This window comes from Agromyces sp. GQ35, assembly GCF_059758475.1.
This window is the reverse complement of record NZ_JCAXEO010000001.1, coordinates 463,489-484,631: the sequence shown is the minus strand read 5'-3', so window position 1 is coordinate 484,631 and position 21,143 is coordinate 463,489. Positions and strand designations below refer to the sequence as shown.

General features: G+C 70.6%; 16 protein-coding genes. 6 read left to right on the top strand and 10 right to left on the bottom strand.

What is annotated here, in order from left to right:
- The first annotated feature begins 45 nt into the window (after window positions 1-45).
- Window positions 46-1,305: a hypothetical protein gene (locus AC6CH0_RS02305; protein WP_498098049.1), complete on the top strand. Its 1,260-nt coding sequence runs from the start codon at window positions 46-48 to the stop codon at window positions 1,303-1,305.
- Between the two features lie 94 nt (window positions 1,306-1,399).
- Window positions 1,400-1,765, top strand: coding sequence for a hypothetical protein (locus tag AC6CH0_RS02300; protein WP_498098048.1), 366 nt, complete (start codon window positions 1,400-1,402; stop codon window positions 1,763-1,765).
- 59 nt (window positions 1,766-1,824) lie between these two features.
- On the opposite strand, the gene glsA is transcribed toward AC6CH0_RS02300, so the two are convergent.
- On the bottom strand, window positions 1,825-3,039 hold the full coding sequence (glsA, locus tag AC6CH0_RS02295; RefSeq protein WP_498098047.1) for a glutaminase A: 1,215 nt from the start codon (window positions 3,037-3,039) through the stop codon (window positions 1,825-1,827).
- A gap of 135 nt (window positions 3,040-3,174) precedes the next feature.
- Entirely contained in the window at window positions 3,175-3,462 is a 288-nt protein-coding gene (locus tag AC6CH0_RS02290; protein ID WP_498098046.1) for a DUF1905 domain-containing protein, read from the bottom strand.
- Window positions 3,463-3,600: 138 nt separating this feature from the next.
- Here AC6CH0_RS02290 and AC6CH0_RS02285 point away from each other — a divergent pair, with 138 nt between their 5' ends.
- Complete coding sequence (locus AC6CH0_RS02285; protein WP_498098045.1) at window positions 3,601-5,004, top strand: HNH endonuclease signature motif containing protein; 1,404 nt, start codon at window positions 3,601-3,603, stop codon at window positions 5,002-5,004.
- A gap of 167 nt (window positions 5,005-5,171) precedes the next feature.
- On the opposite strand, the gene AC6CH0_RS02280 is transcribed toward AC6CH0_RS02285, so the two are convergent.
- Genes AC6CH0_RS02280 through AC6CH0_RS02255 form a run of 6 tightly spaced genes read right to left on the bottom strand, consistent with a single transcriptional unit; the run spans window position 5,172 to window position 12,525 of the window.
- Window positions 5,172-7,235 carry a hypothetical protein gene (locus AC6CH0_RS02280; protein ID WP_498098044.1) on the bottom strand — a complete coding sequence of 688 codons (2,064 nt, stop codon included), beginning with the start codon at window positions 7,233-7,235 and terminating at the stop codon, window positions 5,172-5,174.
- Complete coding sequence (locus AC6CH0_RS02275) at window positions 7,232-8,335, bottom strand: glycoside hydrolase family 130 protein (RefSeq protein ID WP_498098043.1); 1,104 nt, start codon at window positions 8,333-8,335, stop codon at window positions 7,232-7,234. Before AC6CH0_RS02275 ends, AC6CH0_RS02280 begins: the two co-directional genes overlap by 4 nt.
- A 1-nt stretch (window position 8,336) precedes the next feature.
- Window positions 8,337-9,170 (bottom strand): carbohydrate ABC transporter permease, encoded by an 834-nt coding sequence (locus AC6CH0_RS02270; protein WP_498098042.1) that lies wholly within the window; start codon window positions 9,168-9,170, stop codon window positions 8,337-8,339.
- Window positions 9,167-10,111 carry a carbohydrate ABC transporter permease gene (locus tag AC6CH0_RS02265; RefSeq protein ID WP_498098041.1) on the bottom strand — a complete coding sequence of 315 codons (945 nt, stop codon included), beginning with the start codon at window positions 10,109-10,111 and terminating at the stop codon, window positions 9,167-9,169. Before AC6CH0_RS02265 ends, AC6CH0_RS02270 begins: the two co-directional genes overlap by 4 nt.
- Before the next feature lie 14 nt (window positions 10,112-10,125).
- Window positions 10,126-11,406 (bottom strand): extracellular solute-binding protein, encoded by a 1,281-nt coding sequence (locus AC6CH0_RS02260; RefSeq protein WP_498098040.1) that lies wholly within the window; start codon window positions 11,404-11,406, stop codon window positions 10,126-10,128.
- 45 nt (window positions 11,407-11,451) lie between these two features.
- Window positions 11,452-12,525 carry a LacI family DNA-binding transcriptional regulator gene (locus AC6CH0_RS02255; RefSeq protein ID WP_498098039.1) on the bottom strand — a complete coding sequence of 358 codons (1,074 nt, stop codon included), beginning with the start codon at window positions 12,523-12,525 and terminating at the stop codon, window positions 11,452-11,454.
- Window positions 12,526-12,822: 297 nt separating this feature from the next.
- On the opposite strand from AC6CH0_RS02255, the gene AC6CH0_RS02250 reads away from it, so the two are divergent.
- The gene (locus tag AC6CH0_RS02250; protein ID WP_498098038.1) at window positions 12,823-13,542 is read left to right on the top strand and encodes a hemerythrin domain-containing protein; all 720 of its coding nucleotides are present in this window, start codon (window positions 12,823-12,825) and stop codon (window positions 13,540-13,542) included.
- A gap of 99 nt (window positions 13,543-13,641) precedes the next feature.
- Here the strand turns inward: AC6CH0_RS02250 and AC6CH0_RS02245 are convergent, their stop codons facing one another.
- Both AC6CH0_RS02245 and AC6CH0_RS02240 read right to left on the bottom strand, forming a co-directional pair.
- Entirely contained in the window at window positions 13,642-15,924 is a 2,283-nt protein-coding gene (locus AC6CH0_RS02245) for a glycosyl hydrolase 53 family protein (protein ID WP_498098037.1), read from the bottom strand.
- A gap of 134 nt (window positions 15,925-16,058) precedes the next feature.
- Entirely contained in the window at window positions 16,059-18,506 is a 2,448-nt protein-coding gene (locus tag AC6CH0_RS02240) for a beta-galactosidase (RefSeq protein ID WP_498098036.1), read from the bottom strand.
- 210 nt (window positions 18,507-18,716) lie between these two features.
- Between AC6CH0_RS02240 and AC6CH0_RS02235 the strand changes: the two genes are divergently transcribed.
- A complete protein-coding gene (locus AC6CH0_RS02235; protein ID WP_498098035.1) occupies window positions 18,717-20,024 on the top strand; it encodes an ABC transporter substrate-binding protein in 1,308 nt (435 codons plus the stop codon).
- A 142-nt stretch (window positions 20,025-20,166) separates the two neighbouring features.
- Window positions 20,167-21,141: a carbohydrate ABC transporter permease gene (locus AC6CH0_RS02230; protein ID WP_498098034.1), complete on the top strand. Its 975-nt coding sequence runs from the start codon at window positions 20,167-20,169 to the stop codon at window positions 21,139-21,141.
- Window positions 21,142-21,143: the final 2 nt, after the last annotated feature.

Below are 21,143 nucleotides of genomic sequence, written 5' to 3'. Positions count from 1 at the left end.
GCGTCGCAGCTGGCGAGGAGGAATCGACGGGAGTAGCCTCCGCTCATGGCACCAACTCTCGTCGCGGCGCTGCGACAGGTCATGGTCGAGGTGGCGGGGGCAGGCGTCGATACCGAGCCGCTCGCCGCACCCGCGGGCGACGTCGCGCTCGGCACCGCGCTGGTGCCGATCATCGCGCTCGCCGGAGCGCTGACCGCGGCCGTCGCCGTCGGGACGCTCATCGCGGCGTGGCTGCGGAAGCCTGACGCCGAGGGCGCGTTCGCCGTCACCGAGCCGAGAGCGGCGGGCCTGCTCGCCGCCGGATTCGTCTCGGGTACGGCGGCGGCGCGCTGGCTGCCGGCGACCGTCATGCAGCTCGCCTGCGACGGCGTCATCGCGATCCACGATCGTCGGGCCACACACGACGTCGACGGCGACGGCCGTGGCAGGGACATCCGCCTCGTCTTCACTGCAGCGAACCCGCTCGCGATTCGTGCCGGCGCGGAGTCGAGTGACACCGAGGTCGGCATCGTCGGTGCCCTGCTCTCACCCGGCCTCGCGGGGGAGTCGAGCCTGCCCGTGTATGGCTCGACCGTCGATGTCGACCGTGTCGTGACGGCGAACCCACGACTCGCCGCGGCGACGAGCAGCGCGTTCCGCGACGCCGCGGCGGTCTACCGCGAGCCCCGCCCGGCGCGCCGCTTGCGGGCCGCCTCGATCGGCGGAGCGCTCGGGGTCGCCCTGGGGTTCGTCTCGCTCGGCTTCGGCGATCGCACCTCCGACGCCATCGCCTGGAGCGCGATCGTCATCGGCGCGGTGGCGCTGGCGGTGCGCGTGTTCCTGCCCCGCTGGATCCCGTTGAACGGCGCCGGCATGCGGCTCCGCGAACGGGCGAACGAACTGCGTGACCACGTCGCGGTCGCGGCGGTTCAGAGCCTGGCTGCCGGCGAGCAACTGCTCCCGTGGGCCGTGCTGTTCGACGAGCAGTCGTCCATTCGGCGCGTGGCGGAGGTCGCCGCGCGCACCGGCACGGCACCGGCCTGGTACCGCTCGCCCGAGGGATTCTCGGCGGATCGACTCGTCTCGTGCATCGCACTGCTCGGGATCCAGCTGTCGCAGCCGATCCGGGTCGGCGGCAGGGCCGTGTGGATGAAGGACGACGCGCGGTTCGGCGTGCCGCTCATCGCCGACAACCAGGGATGGGGCGGCGGGTACTTCTACGACGGCGGCGGAGGTGCCGGCGGATTCGGTGGCGGCGGTCTCGACGGCGGCTTCGGAGGTGGCGGCTTCGACGGGGGCGGTGGAGGCGACGGCGGCGGATCCTGACGGCTCCGCCTGCACATGGGCAGGGCTCACCATGTGCGGCGTGCGCTGCACGCGATATCGTCATCTGGCCAGACTTCTGAAGGAGCCCGAAACCATGCCCGAACTCATCCTCTCCGGAAACGACCAGCAGACCGTTCCGGTCGTCGTCGCGATCGCCCAGGGCCTCGGCTACGAGGCGACGCAGCCGACGCAGGGCAGCATCAAGCTCGAGCGCGGCAACCTGACGAAGACGCTGCTGCTGGGGGCGATGGCGGGCAAGAACTTCCACATCACGTTCACCTTCGACATCGGGGTCGACCCGCACGGCAACACGTGGCTGCGGTTCGACCAAGACGGTGCGCTCGGCGCGGTCAAGGGCGGCGCGATCGGCTACGCGAAGAGCAAGAACGCGTACGGCGACTTCATCGACACGGTGCGTCGCGAGGCGGCCGAGCGCGGGCTGCTGCTCGGCGAGCGGTAGGCGAGCGGTAGCGGTAGGCGAGCGGGAGCGGCAGGGGCAGCTGCAGCGCAGCGCTCGCCTCAGTCGAGCACGCCCTCGGGGTCGCGCACCACGACGCGCGGGCGCCCGTCTCGCGTGAGCCCCACGGTGGTGGGTGCGGCCGCGAAGACGCGCTTCGAGCCGTCGCCGACACGCGTCACGTCGGTGAAGTCGAGCACGAGGCATCCGTCGTCGTTGACGAAGGGGCTGAGGCGCGCGAGCACCTCTTCAGCGCCCGCGAAGAAGATCTCGCCGCGCAGCATCGCGACGGTGTCGTCGCCGCTGCGCTCGAGCGAGGCGATCGGCGAGAGCGGCGCGCCGTGGTGCTGCAGCATGTGCAGGCCGTGCCGTTCAGAGAGCAGCTCGAGGGTCGCGACGCCGCGCGCGCTGTTGCCGCGGGCGTCGAGGCGCGGGCTGAAGGTGCCGATGCCGAATTGTCCGGGCTGCACCGCCACGATGCCGCCGCCGACGCCGCTCTTCGCGGGCAGCCCGACCCGCACGAGCCAGTCGCCGGATGCGTCGTACATGCCGCAGCTCGTCATGACGGCCATCGTCCAGCGGGCGGCGTCTTCACTGATGACGCGCTCGTCGGTCACGGGGTTCACGCCGCCCGTCGCGAGCGTCGCGGCCATGATGGCGAGGTCGCGCGCGTTCACGGTGAGCGCGCACTGGCGGAAGTACGCGTTCGTCGCGACATCCGCCGTCGACGCGAGCGTGCCCGCCGATTGCGCGAGGTAGGCGAGCGCCCGATTGCGATCGCCGGTGGCTGCTTCGGATGCGTAGACGTCGTCGTCGACCGCGAGGTCATGGCCGGCGAACCGCTCGATTCCCGCCCGCACGACGGCGAACTTCTCGTCGGCCGTGTCGCCGCGGATGAGCGAGGTCGTCACGATCGCGCCCGCGTTGATCATCGGGTTGAGGGGGCGACCGGATGTCTCTTCGAGACTGATCGCGTTGAACGGCTCGCCGCTCGGTTCGAGGCCGACATGCCGGATCACCTCGGCGAGGCCGAGCGCGTCGACGGCGAGCGCGAACACGAAGGGCTTCGACACCGACTGGATCGTGAACGTCGCGTCGCAGTCGCCCGCCTCGTGCACGCCGCCGTGGGTGCTCGCGAGTGCGGCGCCGAGCTGGTCGGGGTCGACGGTTGCGAGCTCGGGGATGTACGTGGCGACTTCGCCCTCGGCCAGTGGTCGAACGTCGTCGAGCACGGTCTCGAGCATGCGTCGAACCGGGTCCCGGAGTTCCGCGTTCATGGGGCTCAGCCTACGAGGTCGGGTGGAGCTCTGGGGGAGAGCTTCGGGCGAGCTCGCGGGTGAACTCGCGACGCCGCGGGAGTGCTCGCGACGCCGCGGGAGTGCTCGCGGGCGACCCGGCGCCGGACCGCCTCGTCAGCCGTCGAGCACGTCGAGGTCGACGGCGATCTCGTCGCCCTCGCCGATGCCCTCGGCCTTCAGCACGGCGCGCTTGATCGGCAGCACGTAGACCTCGCCGCTCGGAAAGATCGAGGTCTTCCACGTGGTCGCGCCCACCGTGACGACGACGCGCACCGAGTTGAAGCCGCGCGGCATGCGCGGCTGGTCGGCGATGTCGGCGGCCGGCTCGGGCGGCACGTCGACGAAGAACCAGTTCTTCCGCGCCGTCCATTCGTAGATCTCGGCGGTGAAGGCGAAGCGCATGTCGCGATCGTATCGGTGGGGTGCTGCGACTTGTCCTCCACAGGTGGTGTTCGGGTGGAGTTATTCACAGGGTGACCTGCTGTTTTGTGGTTCATCGGGGTCGGTTCGGATGTCGGTAGGTGGCGGCAGACTGGGGTCATGACCGAACTCGCCGCGACCCTCGACGGGGTGCGCACTACCCTCCTCGACGTGGTGGGCGTCGGTGATGTCGCGGGCTGGTCTGATGACGAGCTGCTCGCGGCGACTGCCGCGTTCGAAGTCGTGGGCCGGGTGATCGACGCGCACCGCGCGGCGTGTGCCGGGGAGGTTGCGGAGCGGTCGCGGGTCGAGTTGGGCTCCGAGCGGCTCTCGACCCGCCGCGGATGCCGCACTGCTGGCGAGCTGCTCGAACGGGTCACCCAGGTGTCGAGCGGTGAAGCACGGCGACGTGTTGCTCTGGGTGTGGCGACCCGGCCTGGTGTCGGGTTGACCGGTGAGCCGGTGCCGGCACGGTTTGCTTTGGTGGCTGCGGCGTTGGCCGGTGGTGAGTTGGGGGTGGATGCTGCGGGCACGATCATCCGCGAACTCGACGCCACCCGCCGAGTCGCCGACCCGGTCGCGCTCGAGACCGCCGAGCGTGAGCTGGTCGCCGCGGCCCTCGGGTCGGGTGATGCGTATCCGGTGCGGTGCACGGCGGATGAGTTGCGGGTGCAGGCGCAGGCGTGGGCGGTGTTCCTCGATCAAGACGGCCCCGAACCCGACGACGAGCGGGCGATGCGGCGCCGGGGGTTCCGCATCGGACGCGCCCGTGACGGGCTCATCCCGGTCACCGGTGAGCTCCTGCCCGAAGTCGCTGCAGGCCTCACCCGGTTGTTCGACGCGCATCTGGCGCCCCGGTCGGGTGGCGGGTTCATGACCGCCGAAGAACGCGCCGATATCGCCGCCAACGGCGAAACCCGCACCGCCGACCAGCAACGCCACGACGTCATCGCCGCGATCATCCAGACCGCTGCCCGTTCGGGGGAGCATCCCAGCATCGGCGGTGCCGCGCCCACGGTCCTCGTCAGCGTCCGCGCCACTGACCTACACACCGGGCGTGGTGGTGCGCATGCCGACGGCATCGACATTCCCGTGTCGCTGCGTGCCGCCCGGCAACTCATGTGCACCGGCGGCACGCAACAGGTCACCTTCGACGATTCCGGCCGCATCATCCGGCTCGGTTCACCGGAACGTTGCTTCACTCCCCATCAGCGCCGTGCGATCACCCTCCGCGACGGCGGCTGCCTCATCCCGGGCTGCCAGGTGCCGGCATCCTGGTGCGAGATCCACCACGTCATCCCCGACGCCGACGGCGGCCCGACGCATCCTGACAACGGGGTGCTGTTGTGCTGGTTCCACCACCGCACGATCGACACCTCAGGCTGGGCCATCCGCATGACCAGAGGCACACCCCAGATCCGCCCACCCGCATGGCTCGACCCCGGCGGCACCTGGCACCCCGCCACGAAATCCCCCACCCGCCTCGCCGACCAACTCGAACGAAGACCTGTCGCCGTCGCGTGAGTTGCGCGCGTGAGGTGCGCGCGTGCGCGGCGCCAGAAAGCGAACGAGTGGGAGTTCATCCGATCGGTGAGGTCAGTGAGGTCGGTGAGGTTGCTGGAGCGGCCGGGGTCGGCGGGCTGGTGCGATCGCTAAGGTCGGCGCTTGTCGCGGCGCGCCAAGTGCGACGCTCACCGGCTCACGACCGCGAACCCGCCCGATGGAACGAACACCTCGCCCCGCCCGCTCAACGCGCGCTCGTCGACGAGCGCACCTCGGCCGTCGTAGATCCGTGCCATCGAGGCGACGTCATCGAAGCCGACCGTCACCTGCTGTCGTTTCGACGTCGTCGAGTGCGCGAGTTCGGTCGCCCCGCCCGTGCCTTCGAGTACGAGCCGCGAGACCGCGGGCCGCACGAGCAGTGCGTCGAGTATGACGGTTCCGGTCTTCACCGACACCGCGACCGATGCGCTCCCGGCAGCGAGCGGAGCACGCAGCGAGCGCGGCAGCAGCACGCCTGGCACCGGGCTGATGCCCTGGGGCTCGCCGCGACCGTCGAGCATGCCGAGCGGTGTGCGCCCGGCGGTCCAGATCGAGCGGGCACGAGCGTCTTCGTCGAGCCACGCGACCGGCTCGATCGAACGCGGCGAATCCACGGCCCCGACCCTGGCCGCGATTCCGACGTCGAACGTCGCGTGCTGCCCGCGTTCGAGCACGAGCACGTCGCCGCTGTAGAGCGACTCCCCGGTCCACGCCGACGCCGGCGTCTGCACCGAGCCGTTCGTCGACGTCGCCGATTCGGCCTCGACGACGCGAAGACCGTCGAGCTCAGCGACATCCGTCACCGTCGTCGCTCTCGCCGCCAGTGCGGGACGCGCGTCGAGCGCGATCATCGTCAACAGCCCATGGATCGTGCTCTCGGCCCCGCTGTTGCGGTTGATCGAGCCGTCGGGCTGCAGGCCGTCGTACGTGATCCCCGTCGCGGGGTCGTACATCGGCTCATCGGCACGGTTCGCGCCGAAGAACCACGCCGCCTGCATCGCGGCGAGCTCCGCGAACCCGGTGCTGCCCGAGGCATCCGCCACCGACAGCAGCGACTGCACGCGCGAGTCGGCGCCGTAGGCGATCTGCACCCGATCCGACGGCGTCGGGAACCAGCCGTTGTCGGGCCCGCCGGCGGTCAGCAGCGTCGTCGTGAACCCGCTCGAGTCGGCGATCGCCGGTTCGAGGAGCGCAGCATCGCCGAGAGCGACGGATGCCTCGGCCAACGCCGCCGGCATCTGCGACCCCCACCCGTGCCACATCGAGCGCGACAGCGCCCACGGCAGGATCGCGCCGTACGGCCACGACTCGGTGTCGCCCGCACCCATGGCGGCGATACCCTCGGCGAGCTGCTCGAGCGTCGTGCGTGCGGCGTCATCGTCGGGCGCCGCCTCGACGTACGCCGACAGGCCCAGCACGGCCTCGGCCGTCGCGTCGGCGCCGTCGACGATGAGCCACGCGGGCACCTTCATGCCATCGGAGGTCTCGAACTCGCCGTAGCGGTCGAGCACCTGGCGGTCGACCGCCTCGCGTGCGAGCCCCAACCGCTCGGCGAGGAAGGCCGCGAATGCGGCATCCGTCTCAGCGAATGCCGCGTAGCCTTCGCCGAACGCCCAGATCGTGCGCGCGAGCCAGTAGCTCGCGTCGGAGTCCGACGGATCGGGCAGCTCGACCGGCTCGGCGCTCGGGTTCAGCTCGCCGTCGGGTTGCATCCACAGCACGACGTTGCCCGCATGCTCGCCCTCGGCGGTCTGCAGGTAGGCGAGCGAACGCAGCAGCTCGTAGGCGTGCACGCGGCTCGCTTCGTCGCCCGTCTGCTGCCAGTGCCGCAGGTAGACCACCGCGGCACGCGAGACGTCGTCGGCGTTGTAGGCGCCCTGCCCCCAGTCGCCGGTTGCGGGGTCGAGCGGTCCGCCGCCGACCCGCTCGAAGGTGCCGCCGTCGCGCGCATCGGCGTAGGTCCACGGGAGCACGAGCTCGGGCTCCTCGGCGAGTCGGTAGGTCGTGTGCCCCGCCTGCGCGGGCGGAGTCGCCGTGTCGAGCAGGAAGTCGAGGTGCGCGGTGTTCGCGAGCGGCGCGGGCGCCGCCTCCAACGCCGACGCCGACGCAGCGTGCGCCGGTGACGCGAGCGCCCCGGTGAGTGCGAGCGCGGCGGCGGTGCCGAGCGCGAGCGTCGCCCACACGGGGCGGCGAGGGGCATCCGTGGTGATCATGATGTGCCTTCCGTTTCGGTGACTCGATCGAGATCGGACACGCGGTCGAGCCGCGCAACTCCGATCTGCGAGTCGGCCATGCCGTAGAACACGTAGTGCTCGCCGTCGATCTCTTCGATGGCGGTCGGGAAGACGACATTCGGCACGATGCCGCTGCGCTCCTCCTCGGTCTCGGGCGCGAGCAGCGGCTCGGCCGTGCGCGCGAGCACGATCGTCGGGTCTTCGGCGTCGAGCAGCATGGCGCCCGCCGCGTAGTTGACGTTCCGCTGCTGCGAGAAGGCGCTGTCGATCGTGCCGGTGACGCCGTGGTGGAGGAGCAGCCAGCCCTCGGGCACCCGCAGCGGCGGCGGGCCGCCGCCGATCTTGAGCTCCTCGAACGGGAACTCGGGCCCGGCGAGCATGCGCGACTGCTGCCACAGGGTGATCGCGCGGATGTCGCGGAGCGCCGCATCAAGCGGAATGTACGCGATCCAGATCGACTGGCGGGCATCGGTGATGCCGGCTGGCAGCCGCACGCCCTGGCCGGGCTTCGTCTCGCTGAGATCCCACATCGGACGGTGCAGCACCGCGAGGCTCGGGGTGCCGTCGGGCGCGGTGACCGGCTCGGGGAAGAACGTCGTGTCCTTGTTGTGGAACAGGTTGAGGTCCATGTCGAGCGCGTCGTCGTAGGCGAAGAGCGCCGGCCCGAGGCGGCGCCACTCGCGCAGGTCGTTCGAGACGGCGATGGCGGTGCGCGGACCGAGCGGGCCGAAGGCGACATACGTCATGACCCAGCAGTCGAGGGCGTCGATGCGCGTGACCCGCGGATCCTCGACGCCGGCGTTGTCCGCGCCCCGCTCCCAGCCGCGATCGGGTTCGAGCACGACGCCCTCGCGCACGACGCCGACCGGCACGCCGTCGTCGATCTCGACGCGGGCGAGCCCGACCCGGGAGACGTTGCCCTCGGCCACGAGCCGCGGCAGCAGGTAGAGCGTGCCATCGGGGGTTCGACCCGACGCCGGATTCAGCACACCCTCGGCCTCGCTCGGATCGCCGGGCACTGGGCGCATGACGACGCCGATGCGGGTGAGCGTGTAGGGAACAGCGGTGATGGTGGACATATCAGCCTTTCACTCCGGAGCCGAGATCGTTCGAGACGAAATAGCGCTGGAAGATGATGAACAGGGCGACCGCCGGGCCTGCGAGGACGACCGCGCCGGCCATCATCGCCCCGAACGGGTTGGAGGTCGATGCCGCGACGTTGGAGATGAAGTTCGCGAGCGAGACGGCGAGCGGTTGGAGCGCCGCCTCCTTGGTGATGAGGAACGGCCAGAGGAACTCGTTCCACGGCCCGATGAAGGTGAGCAGCACCGCCGTCAGCAGCGCCGGCCGCACGAGCGGCAGGGCCACCGACCAGAGGATGCGGAACTCACCGGCGCCGTCGATGCGGGCGGCGTCGAAGAGCTCCTTCGGCAGCTGCAGGAAGTACTGGCGGAAGATGAGCACCGCGGTCGAGTTGATGGCGAACGGCAGGATCATCCCCAGGTAGCTGTCGGAGAGGCCGTAGTCGCGGGCGATCATCACGTAGAGCGGGATCATCAGCAGCTGGAACGGCACCACCTGCACGAGCAGCACGAGCACGAGGGTCGCACCGCGGCCGCGCCACTTCAGCACCGAGAGGGCATAGCCCGCGATCACGCCGAACACGACCGTGCCGAGCAGCACCCCGCCGGTGAAGATCCCCGAGTTCGCGAGCCCCTGGAAGAGGTTCACCCGCTCGTTGATGTTCACGTAGTTCGCGCCTGTGATGTTCGCCGGGTCGGGGAACGCGCCCGCGAGCGTCGGGTCGGGCGCGGTCTGCAGCGAGCCCACGATCATGTAATAGAACGGGAACAGGAACGCCAGCGCCCCGAGGGAGAGCAGCACGTACCGCAGTCCGGTGCCGATACGGGTCATGACTCCTTACCCCCCAGGAAGCGGTACTGCACCCACGCGATGATCAGCACGAAGATGATCAGGATGACGCCGAGTGCCGATGCGACATCCGGATTCCCCTGCTCGATGCCCTTCTGGTACATCAAGAGCACCGGCGACGTCGAGGCGCCGTTCGGGCCGCCGCCACCCGTGAGCAGGTACGGCTCCGTGAAGAGGTTTGCACCCGTGATCGTGGCGAGCAGGAAGACGAGCACCGTCGCCGGGCGCACGCCGGGAACGGTCACCGAGAAGAACCGGCGCACCGCCCCGGCACCGTCGACCGATGCCGACTCGTAGAGCTCCTTGCTGACGTTCTGCAGGGCCGCGAGGTAGAGCAGGATGTAGAACCCGAGGCCCTTCCACGTGACGAAGAGCGCGATGGTGGGCATCGCGAGGGCCGAGTTGATCAGCCATGACGGCTCGGGCGCGAGCGGCCCGAGGATCTGGTTCACGAGGCCGCTTCCGGCGAACAGGAAGAGCCAGACCGCGACGACGGCGACCGAGGCGGTCACGTACGGCACGTAGTAGCTCACCCGGAAGAACGTGCGGGCGTGCACGACCTTGTCGAGCGCGGTCGCGAGGAGCAGCGACAGCCCGACGGTGAGTGGCACGTTGATCAGCAGGAAGATGCCCACATTGCCGAACGAACGCCAGACGGCGGGGTCCTCGATCACCTCGAGGTAGTTGTCGAACCCGACGAAGGGGCGGTCGACCTGGGCGCCGGGTGCGGCGAAGAAGTAGTCCTGGAACGACATCCACACCGAGAAGACGATGGGGTAAGCGAAGATCAGCCCGATGAACAGCAGGTACGGCGTGCTCAGCAGCAGGCCGAGCGGATGCTCCCCGAGCCACCGCTTGCGGCGGCTCGGGGGCGTCTCCTCAGGCTCCGTCGTCGTGCCCGGCGGTGCCGCGACGGTGGTCATGATCGGAGCTCCGATCAGCCCTGGGCGAGTTCGTCGATCTCGGTGGCGGCGTCGGTGAGGAAGGTCGCAACCGGCTCCTCGCCGAAGATCACCGAGTTCGAGTAGCCGTCGCGGAAGGTCTGCCAGATCTCGATCGAGTTGGGCACGTTCGGCACCTCGACGGTGCGAGCGGCCTGATCGCCGAACTGCTCGTAGGCGGGGTTCGCCTCGAAGTAGTCGGCGTACGCCTCGGTCAGGTTCTGCCGCAACGGCATCTGCCCGGTCTCGTCGAGCCAGACGCCGTCTTGCTCCTCGCTCGTCGAGAACTTCAGCACGTCCCAGGCGGTGGCCTGGTTCTCGCAGGCGGTGAACATGCCGATGTTCTTGGCATCGCTGAACGTGTAGGTCTCTTCAGCTGCGGTGCCATCCTGCGTCGGAACCGGCACCGCCCCCCAATCGACGTCTTCGCCGTACACCGAGACGGCCCACGGGCCGACGATCGACATCGCTGAGATGCCGTCGGCGAACGCGTCGCCCTGGTACTGCTCCTTGCCGGCGAGCCCTTCAGCGTAGAGCGTCGCCCAGAACTCGGCGACGGCCGTGCCGTTCTCGTCATCGAAGGTCGCTGCACCTTCTTCGACGAGCAGCGTGCCGCCCGACTGCGCCGCGTAGAGCGGGTAGAAGTCGAACCAGCTCTGGAAGAACTCGCTCGTGGGTGCGGGGTTGATCGCGAACTGCGACGCGCCCGACGAGACGAGCGTGCGCGCTGTCTCGAGGAATTCGTCGTACGTCGCGAGCGACGGGTTCTCGGGGTCGAGGCCAGCTTGGGCGAACATCGCCTTGTTGTAGAAGATCATCACGGGGTTCGACTTCCACGGCATCTGATAGAAGCCGCCGTCCTCAGAGCGGTACTGATCGGCGAGATCGCCGCTGCGCTCGGTGATGTAGCCGTCGCCGTCGTCGAACTCCGAGAGGTTCACGAGGCCGCCCTGCTTCTGGAACTGCGGCACGGCAGCGGGCGAGGTGTTGTAGACGAGGCACGGCGCATTGCCCGCGGTGATCGCGGCGCCGATGACCTCTTCGCTCGAGGCGCCGGCCGGGATCTCCTGCGCCTTGACCTGCTCGTCGGGGTTCTCGGCGTTCCAGGCCTCGACCATCTGCTCACCCCAAGCGATCTCGGCCTCGTTGTTGGAGTACCAGATGGTGATGTCGCCACGACCTTCCGTGCCGCCGTCACCGCCTCCTCCGCTCGTGCACGCGGTGAGGGCGAACGCCCCTGCCGCAGCAACGGCGGTCATCATGATGCGTCGGCGCATGGCCGGCTCCTTTCGTCGGCGGCGTCGGTGCCGCGCGGGTACGGATTACGTGCGGGGTGGTTCGGTGGGTGGTGCGGCCGCGGCGGGTACGGCCGCCGTCGACTCGCGGATGACGAGTCGCGGCTGTGCGAGTTCGACGTCGTCGACCGGTTGCCCGGCGATGGCCGCGAGCAGGAGCCGTGCCGACCGGGCGCCCCAGTCAGCGGCATCCGTCGCGACCGAGGTGATGGAGGGGAAGGTGTGCTCGCCGAGCTCGGTGTTGTCGAAGCCGGTGATCGAGAGGTCGTGGGGCACGCGGAGGCCCGCGCGCTGGGCGACCGCGAGGCCGGCGAGGGCCATCATGTCGTTCGAGTAGACGATCGCGGTCGGTCGATCTGTGCCGAGCGCGAGGAGTTCGCGGGTCGCGCGCGCCCCGTCGACGGCGCTGAAGTCGGTCTCGACGGCGGCCATCGGCTCGACGCCGCCCGCCCGGGCCGCGGCGGCGAACGCCTCGGCACGGCGGCGGCCGTGCAGCATGTTCGAGGGCCCCGCGACATGCGCGATGCGACGGTGGCCGAGCGCGATGAGGTGGTCGACGGCAGCGCGGATGCCGTGACCATCGTCGACCGACACAGACGGGAACGGCGACGGCACGTCGGGGCGCCCGAGCGTGACGGCGGCGAGTCCGAGCTCTTCGACGAGCTGGATGCGGTCGTCGTCCGTGCGCAGGTCGGTGAGGAACACGCCATCGACGCGCTTGTCGGCCGCGAGCCCGCGGTAGGTCGCGGCCTCTTCGCGGCCGGGCGTCGCGCGAGTGAGCACGAGCACTTGGCCCGCGGTCGAGAACTCGCTCTCGACGCCGGCGATGAACGAGTGGAAGAACGGGTCGGCGGCGATGACGTCGACGCTGCGGCCGATCACGAGGCCGAGCGCGTAGGAGCGATCGACGCTGAGCGATCGGGCCCGCAGGCTCGGGGTCCACCCGAGGTCGCGGGCTGCTTCGAGGATGCGGTCGCGCGTCTCGGCGCTCACACCCGGACGGTCGTTCAGGGCGAAGGAGACGAGGCTCTTGCTGACGCCCGCGCGACGTGCGACATCGATGATCGTGGGGCGGGCGGCGGGCCCGACGTCTTCGGTCATCAGAGCCTCCATTGGCTGATCGGCGGACGGCTCCTCGAAACAAGGAGCGTCTGAACCGGTTTAGGTCACCATAGTCGCAGATCTCGGTACGCCGCAAGGGGTGTCGCTTCGATGGGGCGGTGGGAGGCGACGCGGGCGGGGTGGGGTGGCGCGGGATGGCGCGGTGGAGGGCGGCGTGGTGCGGGCAGGGCGCGGTGGGTGCGGCGCGGCGCTCGTCAACGCGTCGGGTCTTGCCGCGACATCCGTGACGTCGTAGGGTCGCCTCGACTGCGCCACTCGCCGAGGAACGGAGCTGCCATGCCCGCCACCGCGTTGCCTTCCAGCGGCGATGCGCCCGACCGCGCGGGCGGCCAGGGCAGCCCCGGCGCCGCGACGACGTGCGACGCGAGCGGCATGGCCGAGATCCACCGGTTCTTCCGCGCGGGGTTCGGCGAGGGGCGAGCGCTCGTCGAGGGCGTCGCCGAAGCGGACACCGCACACGCCGACGTGGTCGGCGACCACCTCGCGATGCTCTCCACGAGCCTGCACGCGCACCACGAGGGCGAAGACACGATGCTCTGGGACACGCTCGAGGGCCGCGCGCCGTCGTGCGCCGGGCACATCGCCCGCATGAAGCTGCAGCACGCCGAGATGCTCGTGCACCTGAACGCGCTCGACGCGGCGCTGCCGGCCTGGCGGGCGAGTGGTCGGGCGACGGATGCCGCGGGCGTGACCTCCGCACTCGATGGCATCACGTCCGCGCTCGCCGCGCACCTCCCCGACGAGGAGCAGCACATCGTGCCCGTCATGGAGACGACGCTCACCCAGGCCGAGGTCGACGCGCTCGGCGATCACGGGCGCAAGGCGACGCCGAAGGGCAAGATGTTCGTGCAGCTCGGCGCGATCCTCGCGGCGCAGCCCGACGGCGGCGCCGAGTGGCAGCGCGAGCACCTGCCGGCGCCGGTGCGGCTGATCTGGCGGCTGGTCGGCAAGCCGAAGTACGAGAAGAACCGGGCGGCGCTGACCAGGCGGCGCTGACCAGGCGGCGTTGACCAGAACGCGGTGACGGGGCGGCGACCTCGCTGCAGTCGCCGCCCCGCCCCGCCTCGCTCGTTCGCTCGCGAGCGCGCCGGAGGCCTACTCCTTCACGACCGCGAGCTTCTTCACCGCCTTGTCGACCAGCTTCGTCGCCTGCTTCACTTCTTTGACGGTCGCGCGCGAGCCGGCGAGCACGACCTCGCCGACGGCGATCGCGTCGTCGAGCGTCGCGAGCGAGGCATCCGTGTAGCGATCACGATCGATGGCGGCGGCACGCGTGAGCGCCGCCGAGAGCGCCGAGGTGTCGACGGGTTCGGCGCTCGACACGGCGACGAGCCGCACGTCGTCGAGCACGCCCCATGCGCCCGCCGAGAGCGCGAAGTCGGCCCGCAGCTCGACGATGCCATCGGCGCCGACGACCACGGTCGGCAGCGTCGCGGTGTGCATCTCGTTCCACGCGGTGAACTGCAGCGGAGCGTTCCAGCTGCCCGCCGAGCTCGTCGCCGAGAGCACGCGCGAGTCGGCCGATCCGCTCCCCGTGCCCTGCGTCGTCGCCTGCACCGAGTAGGTGCCGGCAGGCACGCCCGAGAGCGTCTGCACGGCCGACGTCGTGTACGCCTGACCGCTCCAGAAGGTGAGCGCGAAGTCGCCGTCGGAGCCGTCGGCGGTCTGCGTGCGTGCGGCCGGGCCGGCGAGGGTCCACGCGCCGAGGTCCGGCGACTCGAACGATCCGTTCTGCACGAGGTTCGCGGCGAGCACCGTCACCGACGCGGTCACGACGAGGCCGGTCGAGGTGCGCCCGGGCACCGAGTACTCGCCGGGTCCGCGGATCCAGTCGACCGCGTCGCCCCAGTCGACCTGCGGATGCTCCGTGCTGCCGTCGTTGAAGGTGACCGTGATCGTCGCGGGCAACGCGACCGGCGTGCCATCCGTCACCGAGAGCTCAAGCCGCTCGACCGAGACGACCTCGCGCGGAGCGACCGCGCCCGTGTACACGTACTCGAAGGTGCGCAGTGACTCGAGCGGCGTGCCGTCCCACGCGAAGAGCGACTGGTTGTCCCACGCCGAGCCGCCGTAGAACTCGCCGACGTGCACGGGGTCGTAGTCGCTCGCGAAACTCGTCGCCCAGCCCGAGCCGTCGCGCTCCCAGAGCAGCTCGTTCGCTGCGACATCCGATGCCGGCCCCACCGGCAGCCACGCCGGCTCCCAGTAGAAGACGCCGATGCCCGCATCGCCGACGTCCGCGACCGCGGCGATGACGTCGCGCAGCTCGGTCGCCTGACCCTGCACGCTCGCGGGGTAGTCATCGGTGATCGTACCCTCGCCGATGACGTTCGAATAGCCGTCGCCGTCGCCGAGGGTGTGCGCCCACGACGTCTCGGCGACCATGACCTGCTTGCCGTACGCCGTCGCGACGTGCGAGAGCGACGCGGTCAGGTTCTCGGTCGAACCGTGCCAGTACGGGTAGTACGAGCTCGCGAACACGTCGTAGTCGACGCCGAACTCGGCGAGGCCCGCGGCATAGGTGGCGTAGCGGCCGGATGTCTCGGGGTTCGTGAAGTGCACCGCCACGAGCGCATCGGGCAGCACCTCTCGCACCGCCGAACTGCCCGCCGAGATGAGGGCGGCGAACTGCGCGTCGATCGCCGTGCCGGCTCGCGAGTAGCCCGCGATCGCGTTGTTCGTCTCGTTGCCGACCTGCACCATGCTGACGTCGACACCGGCATCTTCGAACGACTGCAGCGCGTCGGCCGTGAAGTCGTGCAGCGCCGTGACGGTCTGCTCTGGCGACAGGCCCTGCCACGCCTTCGGCGCGAGCTGACGACCGGGGTCGGCCCAGAAGTCGGAGTAGTGGAAGTCGACGAGCACGCTGAGCCCCGATGCGGTGGCCCGCGAGCCGATCTCGACCGCGCGGGCGACGTCGACATTGCCGCCGCCGTAGCCGTTGCCGGATGCGTCGAACGGGTCATTCCACACGCGAACGCGCACGGTGTTCACGCCGTGGTCGGCGAGCACGTCGAACAGGTCGGCCGGCTGGCCCGCGTCATCGCGGAACACCACGCCGCTCTCCTCGAGCGAGAGCACCGTCGACACGTCGACGCCGTTCGCGAAGTCGGGGGAGAGGCCCTCGACGCGCTCGACGAAGATGCCGGCGTCGACGGGGTCGGTGGCGGTGCTGCCGGTCGTGCTCGTGCTCGTGTCCGTGCCGGTGTTATCGGTGTGCCCGGTGGTGCCCGTGCCGCTGGTGCTCGTGCTCGTGCCGTCGGCCGCCGCCCACGCCGGCGATGCGCCGGTCGTCGCGGCCGCCGGCACCGCGACCAGTGCCGCGAGAGCCGCCGCGACCGCGACGACTCCCGTTCTTGCTCGGAAATGCTGGTGCACGATCCTGCTCCTCTGCAGTCGGCAGCCCGAGCGGGTCGCCCGGAGGGCGAGTGGATCCGCGGCGCTGCGGTGTCGTTCCGCCCGGACGGGCGGAACACGGTTCGGTGGGTGGAGAGCGACGACGGCTCAGCGCATCAGCGCTCCCGCCAGAGCGGTGCCTCGATGAGACGCACACCGTCGAGGTCGAGCAGCGGGCCGGCCGTCGCACGTCGCCGGGTCGCGGCGGCATCGGGCAGGTGCACGGATGCCTCGGGATGCAGCGGCACGATGCGAAGCGTCAGCTCCGCGGCATCCGCGATGCCGAGCGCGTCGAGCCCGATGACCCACGGCGTGCCGTCCCAGAAGCGGTCGGCCACCACGATGCCGTCGGCCTCGAGTCGGGCGACGTCGCCGGCCCACTCGATCTCGAGGAACCGGCGGCCGCGGCGGTCGCCGGGGAGCTCGAGCGTCCAGCTCGTGGCGTCGCGGGCGACCTCGTCGCGGCTCGGCGCGGAGGCGCGGCCGGCGCGGTCGCCGTAGCTCGACGGCGGGGTCGCGCCGGGAGCCGGTGCGCCGGGGAGCACGGGCACCTCCCGGCCCGAGCGGGCGGGCTCGGCGTCGCCGGCGGTACGGGTGCCGGCGCCGGCATCGGCATCGGCATCGGCATGGGCACCGGCACCGGATGCCACGACGGAGACGTCGACGGCGTCGAACCGTCCGCGTTCCGGCAGGTACTCCTGCACCGAGGGGGCGTGCGCCGCGCGCACCGCGAGCCGGCCCTCGGCGTCTTCGAACAGCGCGTCACGGCAGAGCACGAGTCGCCGCCGGCCGCTGCCGTCGAGCACCCACACGGCGTCGGCGAACGACGCCGGCACGACGAGCACCGTGAGCCGGCCCTCGCCCTGCTGCAGCTCGAGTCGTTGCGGAACCTCGCTCTCGACGCGAACGACACCGGGCGCCGGACGGCTCAGCGCCTCGGCTGTGCCCGTACCCGTACCCGTACCCGTACCCGCGCCTGCGGCCGTGACCGTCGCCGCCGTCGCGAGCTCGACCGGGATCCCCGCCTCGGCGACGAGCACGAGCGTCGGCTGCTCGCCGGCGAGCACCGTGAGCGGCGACGCGGTCGCCCAGTCGAGGTGCACGCCGCCGAGCTCGAGGTGCAGCGGCCAGTGCGCGATCGTGCCGGCGGGCACGTCGATGGGCGTGTGCGGGAACAGCGTGGTGCCGGCGTCGAGCGTGACGGCGAACTGCACGTCGCGGGCGGTCTCGAGCGGGCGGTGCGGCTGCTGCCAGGTCACGAACACCCAACCGGATGCCCCGTCGCTGCGCAGCGCCCAACGCAGGGTCTCGGCGTCGTCGACGTTCGTCGGGAGGTGCTCGGGCAGGGTCGACGGCATCGGCGCGAGGCCGTCGCCGAACGCCGCGAGGAACGCATGCTGGCGCCGCAGCGCGGCGTGGCTCGCCGCGAGCAGCCCGGCCGAGCCGACCGGCGCATGGAAGTCGTAGTCGAACTCGGGCAGGTCATTCGGGTAGCCCGTCGCGTGCGACTCCTGCAGCGCCGGCCCGGGGTTCGAGCCGCCCGCGTACATGTAGTAGCCCTGCCAGCCCGAGCCGTTGCCGATCTTGTTGTGCGCGACCGCGGCGACATCCGCCCCGCTCAGGAGCGGACGCCGGTGGTAGGCCGTCGCCATGCCGCCGCCGAGTTCGCACGTGGCGGCGGGGAACGACGCCGAGGGCAGGCGGGGCGTCTCGCCGCGCCGGCCGATGCCGGGGTGGTCGCGCAGGTCGGCGCCGATGCCGGGGTCGTCCCACGTGTGCGAGAAGAAGAAGTGCTCGCGGAACGTCGTGTCCCAGTCGTGGTCGGCGTCGACCCAGAAGCCGTCGCCGTAGCCGCCGTAGAGCGGCAGCACCTCGCCGTCGGGCAGCTCGGCGCCGCCCCACGCGGTCGCGGTGTAGATGGGGGCGACCAGGCCGTTGGCTCGGGCGAGCGACTTGAGGGTCGCGAGGTGCCCGGGCTGGTCGTAGAGCTCGTTGTCGAGCTGAATGGCGATGACGTTGCCGCCCGGTCCGCAGAGCGGCGCGAGCTGCTCGCCGAGCGCGGCGAACCAGGGCTCGACGAGGGCGAGGTAGCCCGGGTCATCCGTGCGGTGCGCGACCGGCGCCTGCTGCACCCAGTCGGGGAAGCCGCCGTTGCGCACCTCGCCGTGGCACCACGGGCCGATGCGCAGCACGACGTCGAGGCCGGCGTCGGCGGCGCAGCGCACGAAGGCGGCGACGTCGAGGTTGTCGGCGAAGCTCGCCCGGCCGCGCTCGGGTTCGTGGTGGATCCAGATCAGGTAGGCGGCGACGACCGTGACGCCGCCCGAGCGCATGAGGCGCAGCCGCTCGTTCCACTCGCTGCGCGGCACCCGGCTGAAGTGCATCTCGCCCGAGACGGGAATCGCCGGTCGCCCGACGAGTTCGACGTAGCGGTTCGTGAGCGAGACGCGCTCGTGCCGGTCGAGCTCGTTGCTCATCGCGGGGCGTGTCAGCGGCTCGGCCCATGGCTCATGGCTCACGGTGAGCAGGGCGACGTCGCGCGCGGGCGATGGAACGGATGTCACGACGGAAGTCTCCTTCAAGCTGCGTGCACAGGCTGTGTGCGGTCACAGTTCTAACACAGAACACCCAGCGTTCGCCATCCGTACTTGTTTCAGTTGACAAGCAAATGGCGGCTGTGCGTTACTAGGAGCGCTCACAGGTACGCCGTCGTCCTTCCCGTCGTGCGGCGTCACGGGCACTCCCGCAATCACAGCTTTCGACAAGGAGGACGAATGCGTGCAGCATTCCGCACCGGCGCCGTGGCGACGCTGGCAGCAGCAGCGCTCATCATGACCGGCTGCTCAGCAGACACAGGGTCGGAGGGCACCGCCGGCGACCCGATCGAGCTCACCTACTGGGCCTGGGCGCCGAACCTCGACAAGGTCGTCGACCTCTGGAACGACGAGCACCCCGAGATTCAGGTCACGGTCAACAAGCAAGACGGCGGCGACCCCGCGATCACCAAGCTGCTCACGGCCATCAAGGCCGGCAGCGGTGCGCCCGACCTGATCCAGGCCGAGTACCAGAAGATCCCGACCCTCGTCTCCTCCGACGCGCTCGCCGACCTGAGCGACGCCGGTGCCGCCGACCTCGCCGACCAGTTCAGCGACGGCACGTGGAACTCGGTCACGCTCGGCGGCGACGCCGTTTACGCGATCCCGCAAGACACCGGCCCCATGATGTTCTTCTACCGCGACGACATCTTCCAGCAGCTCGGACTCTCGGTACCCACCACGTGGGCCGAGTACGCCGATGTCGCCCGCGCCCTGCGCGCCGCCGATCCGTCGAAGTACCTCGGCACCTTCTCGTCCAACGACGCGGGCTGGTTCGCCGGCCTCGCGCAGCAGGCGAACTCGGAGTGGTGGTCGATCGACGGCGAGGCATGGGGCGTCGGCATCGACGAGGAGCCCACGCAGCGCGTCGCCGAGTACTGGGGCGGCCTCGTGCAGGAGGGCGTCATCGACAACAAGCCGATGTACACGCCGGAGTGGAACGCGGGCCTGAACGACGGCACGCAGGTCGGCTGGCTCGGCGCCGTGTGGGGTCCGGGCGTGCTCTCGGGCAATGCCGCCGACACCGCCGGACTCTGGAAGGCCGCGACGCTGCCCACCTGGGACGGCGACGCCGCCAACGGCAACTGGGGCGGCTCGTCGACCGCGGTCACCTCGCAGTCGAAGCACGTCGAGGCGGCGGTCGAGTTCGCCACCTGGCTGAACACCGACCCCGACGCCGTGCAGGCGCTCGTCACCGAGACCGGCATCTACCCGGCCTCGACGGATGCCGCGGCATCCGCGCTCACTGAAGCGCCGGAGTTCTTCAGCAACCAGCCCGACTTCTACGATGTCGCAGCGGATGCCGCAGCATCCGTCGCGCCGTTCCAGTACGGGCCGAACGTGAACGTCGCGTTCAGCGCCTACAACGACGAGTTCGCGAAGGCGGCCGAGGCGAAGACCGTCGACGCGTTCCTCGCGGCGGTCACGGCGATGCAGAAGATCACCGTCGACGACCTCGAGTCGAGCGGCTTCACCGTCGCGAAGTAGCCGCCCGCCGGTCGAGGAGGGGCGCCAGCGCCGCCCCGCCGGTCGAGTAGGGAGCGAAGCGAGCGTATCGAGACCCCGCGAGTGGTCTCGATACGCTCCGCTCCTCGACCGGCGTCACCATCACCCCAGGAAGGACCCGAACATGACCGCCACCGTCGAAGCCCCGCGCGGCGCGGCGCAACGCGCGTCGTCGACTCCCGCCAAGCGCGGGCCGGGCGCAGCTCGCCGTCACCTCACCCCGTGGATGATGCTCGCCCCCGGCATCATCCTGTTCGCCCTCTTCATGGCGGCGCCGATTCTCTACACCGTCGTGCTCTCGGTGCAGAGCGAGGTCGTGCAGGGGCTCGGGCTGGGCACCGGCTCCAGAACCCGCGAGTTCGTCGGCCTCGACAACTACCTCGCATCGCTCGGCAATCCCGAGTTCCTCGCGAGCGTCGGCCGGGTGCTGCTCTACGGCCTCATCCTCGTGCCGACGATGCTCGGGCTCGCGCTGCTCTTCTCGCTGCTGCTCGACGCGCGCCGCACGGGTGCGAAGGGCTTCTCGCGGGTCTCGATCTTCCTTCCGTACGCCGTGCCGGCCGTCATCTCCTCACTGCTCTGGGGCTTCCTCTACCTGCCGGCGGTCAGCCCCTTCTACTGGATCTTCGAACGCCTCGGCTGGGACGTGCCGTCGATGCTCTCGCCCGGCCTCGTCGTCTTCGCGATCGCGAACATCGGCCTCTGGGGCGGCGTCGGCTTCAACATGATCGTCATGTACACCTCGCTGAAGGCGGTGCCGAGCGAGATCTACGAGGCCGCACGCATCGACGGGGCTTCCGAGGTGCAGATCGCCTGGCGCATCAAGGTACCGATCATCATGCCCGCGCTCGTCATGACCGCGCTGTTCTCGATGATCGCGACGCTGCAGGTCTTCGCCGAGCCGACCACGCTGCGTCCGCTCACGAACAGCCTCTCCACGAGCTGGTCGCCGCTCATGCTCGTGTACCGGGATGCGTTCACCCGCGACGACATCTACTCGGCCGCCGCGACATCCATCATCATCGCGCTCGCGACCTTCGCGATCTCCTTCATCTTCCTTCGCGTCGTGCAGCGGCGCGCCTTCGGCCAGGAGGACTGAGC

Coding starts and splice junctions, on each gene's coding strand:
- AC6CH0_RS02280 (WP_498098044.1), bottom strand. CDS start 7,235: ATGATCACCACGGATGCCCCTCGCCGCCCCGTGTGGGCGACGCTCGCG.
- AC6CH0_RS02300 (WP_498098048.1), top strand. CDS start 1,400: ATGCCCGAACTCATCCTCTCCGGAAACGACCAGCAGACCGTTCCGGTC.
- AC6CH0_RS02235 (WP_498098035.1), top strand. CDS start 18,717: ATGCGTGCAGCATTCCGCACCGGCGCCGTGGCGACGCTGGCAGCAGCA.
- AC6CH0_RS02275 (WP_498098043.1), bottom strand. CDS start 8,335: ATGTCCACCATCACCGCTGTTCCCTACACGCTCACCCGCATCGGCGTC.
- AC6CH0_RS02255 (WP_498098039.1), bottom strand. CDS start 12,525: ATGACCGAAGACGTCGGGCCCGCCGCCCGCCCCACGATCATCGATGTC.
- AC6CH0_RS02270 (WP_498098042.1), bottom strand. CDS start 9,170: ATGACCCGTATCGGCACCGGACTGCGGTACGTGCTGCTCTCCCTCGGG.
- AC6CH0_RS02260 (WP_498098040.1), bottom strand. CDS start 11,406: ATGCGCCGACGCATCATGATGACCGCCGTTGCTGCGGCAGGGGCGTTC.
- AC6CH0_RS02305 (WP_498098049.1), top strand. CDS start 46: ATGGCACCAACTCTCGTCGCGGCGCTGCGACAGGTCATGGTCGAGGTG.
- AC6CH0_RS02265 (WP_498098041.1), bottom strand. CDS start 10,111: ATGACCACCGTCGCGGCACCGCCGGGCACGACGACGGAGCCTGAGGAG.
- glsA (WP_498098047.1), bottom strand. CDS start 3,039: ATGAACGCGGAACTCCGGGACCCGGTTCGACGCATGCTCGAGACCGTG.
- AC6CH0_RS02230 (WP_498098034.1), top strand. CDS start 20,167: ATGACCGCCACCGTCGAAGCCCCGCGCGGCGCGGCGCAACGCGCGTCG.
- AC6CH0_RS02250 (WP_498098038.1), top strand. CDS start 12,823: ATGCCCGCCACCGCGTTGCCTTCCAGCGGCGATGCGCCCGACCGCGCG.
- AC6CH0_RS02285 (WP_498098045.1), top strand. CDS start 3,601: ATGACCGAACTCGCCGCGACCCTCGACGGGGTGCGCACTACCCTCCTC.
- AC6CH0_RS02290 (WP_498098046.1), bottom strand. CDS start 3,462: ATGCGCTTCGCCTTCACCGCCGAGATCTACGAATGGACGGCGCGGAAG.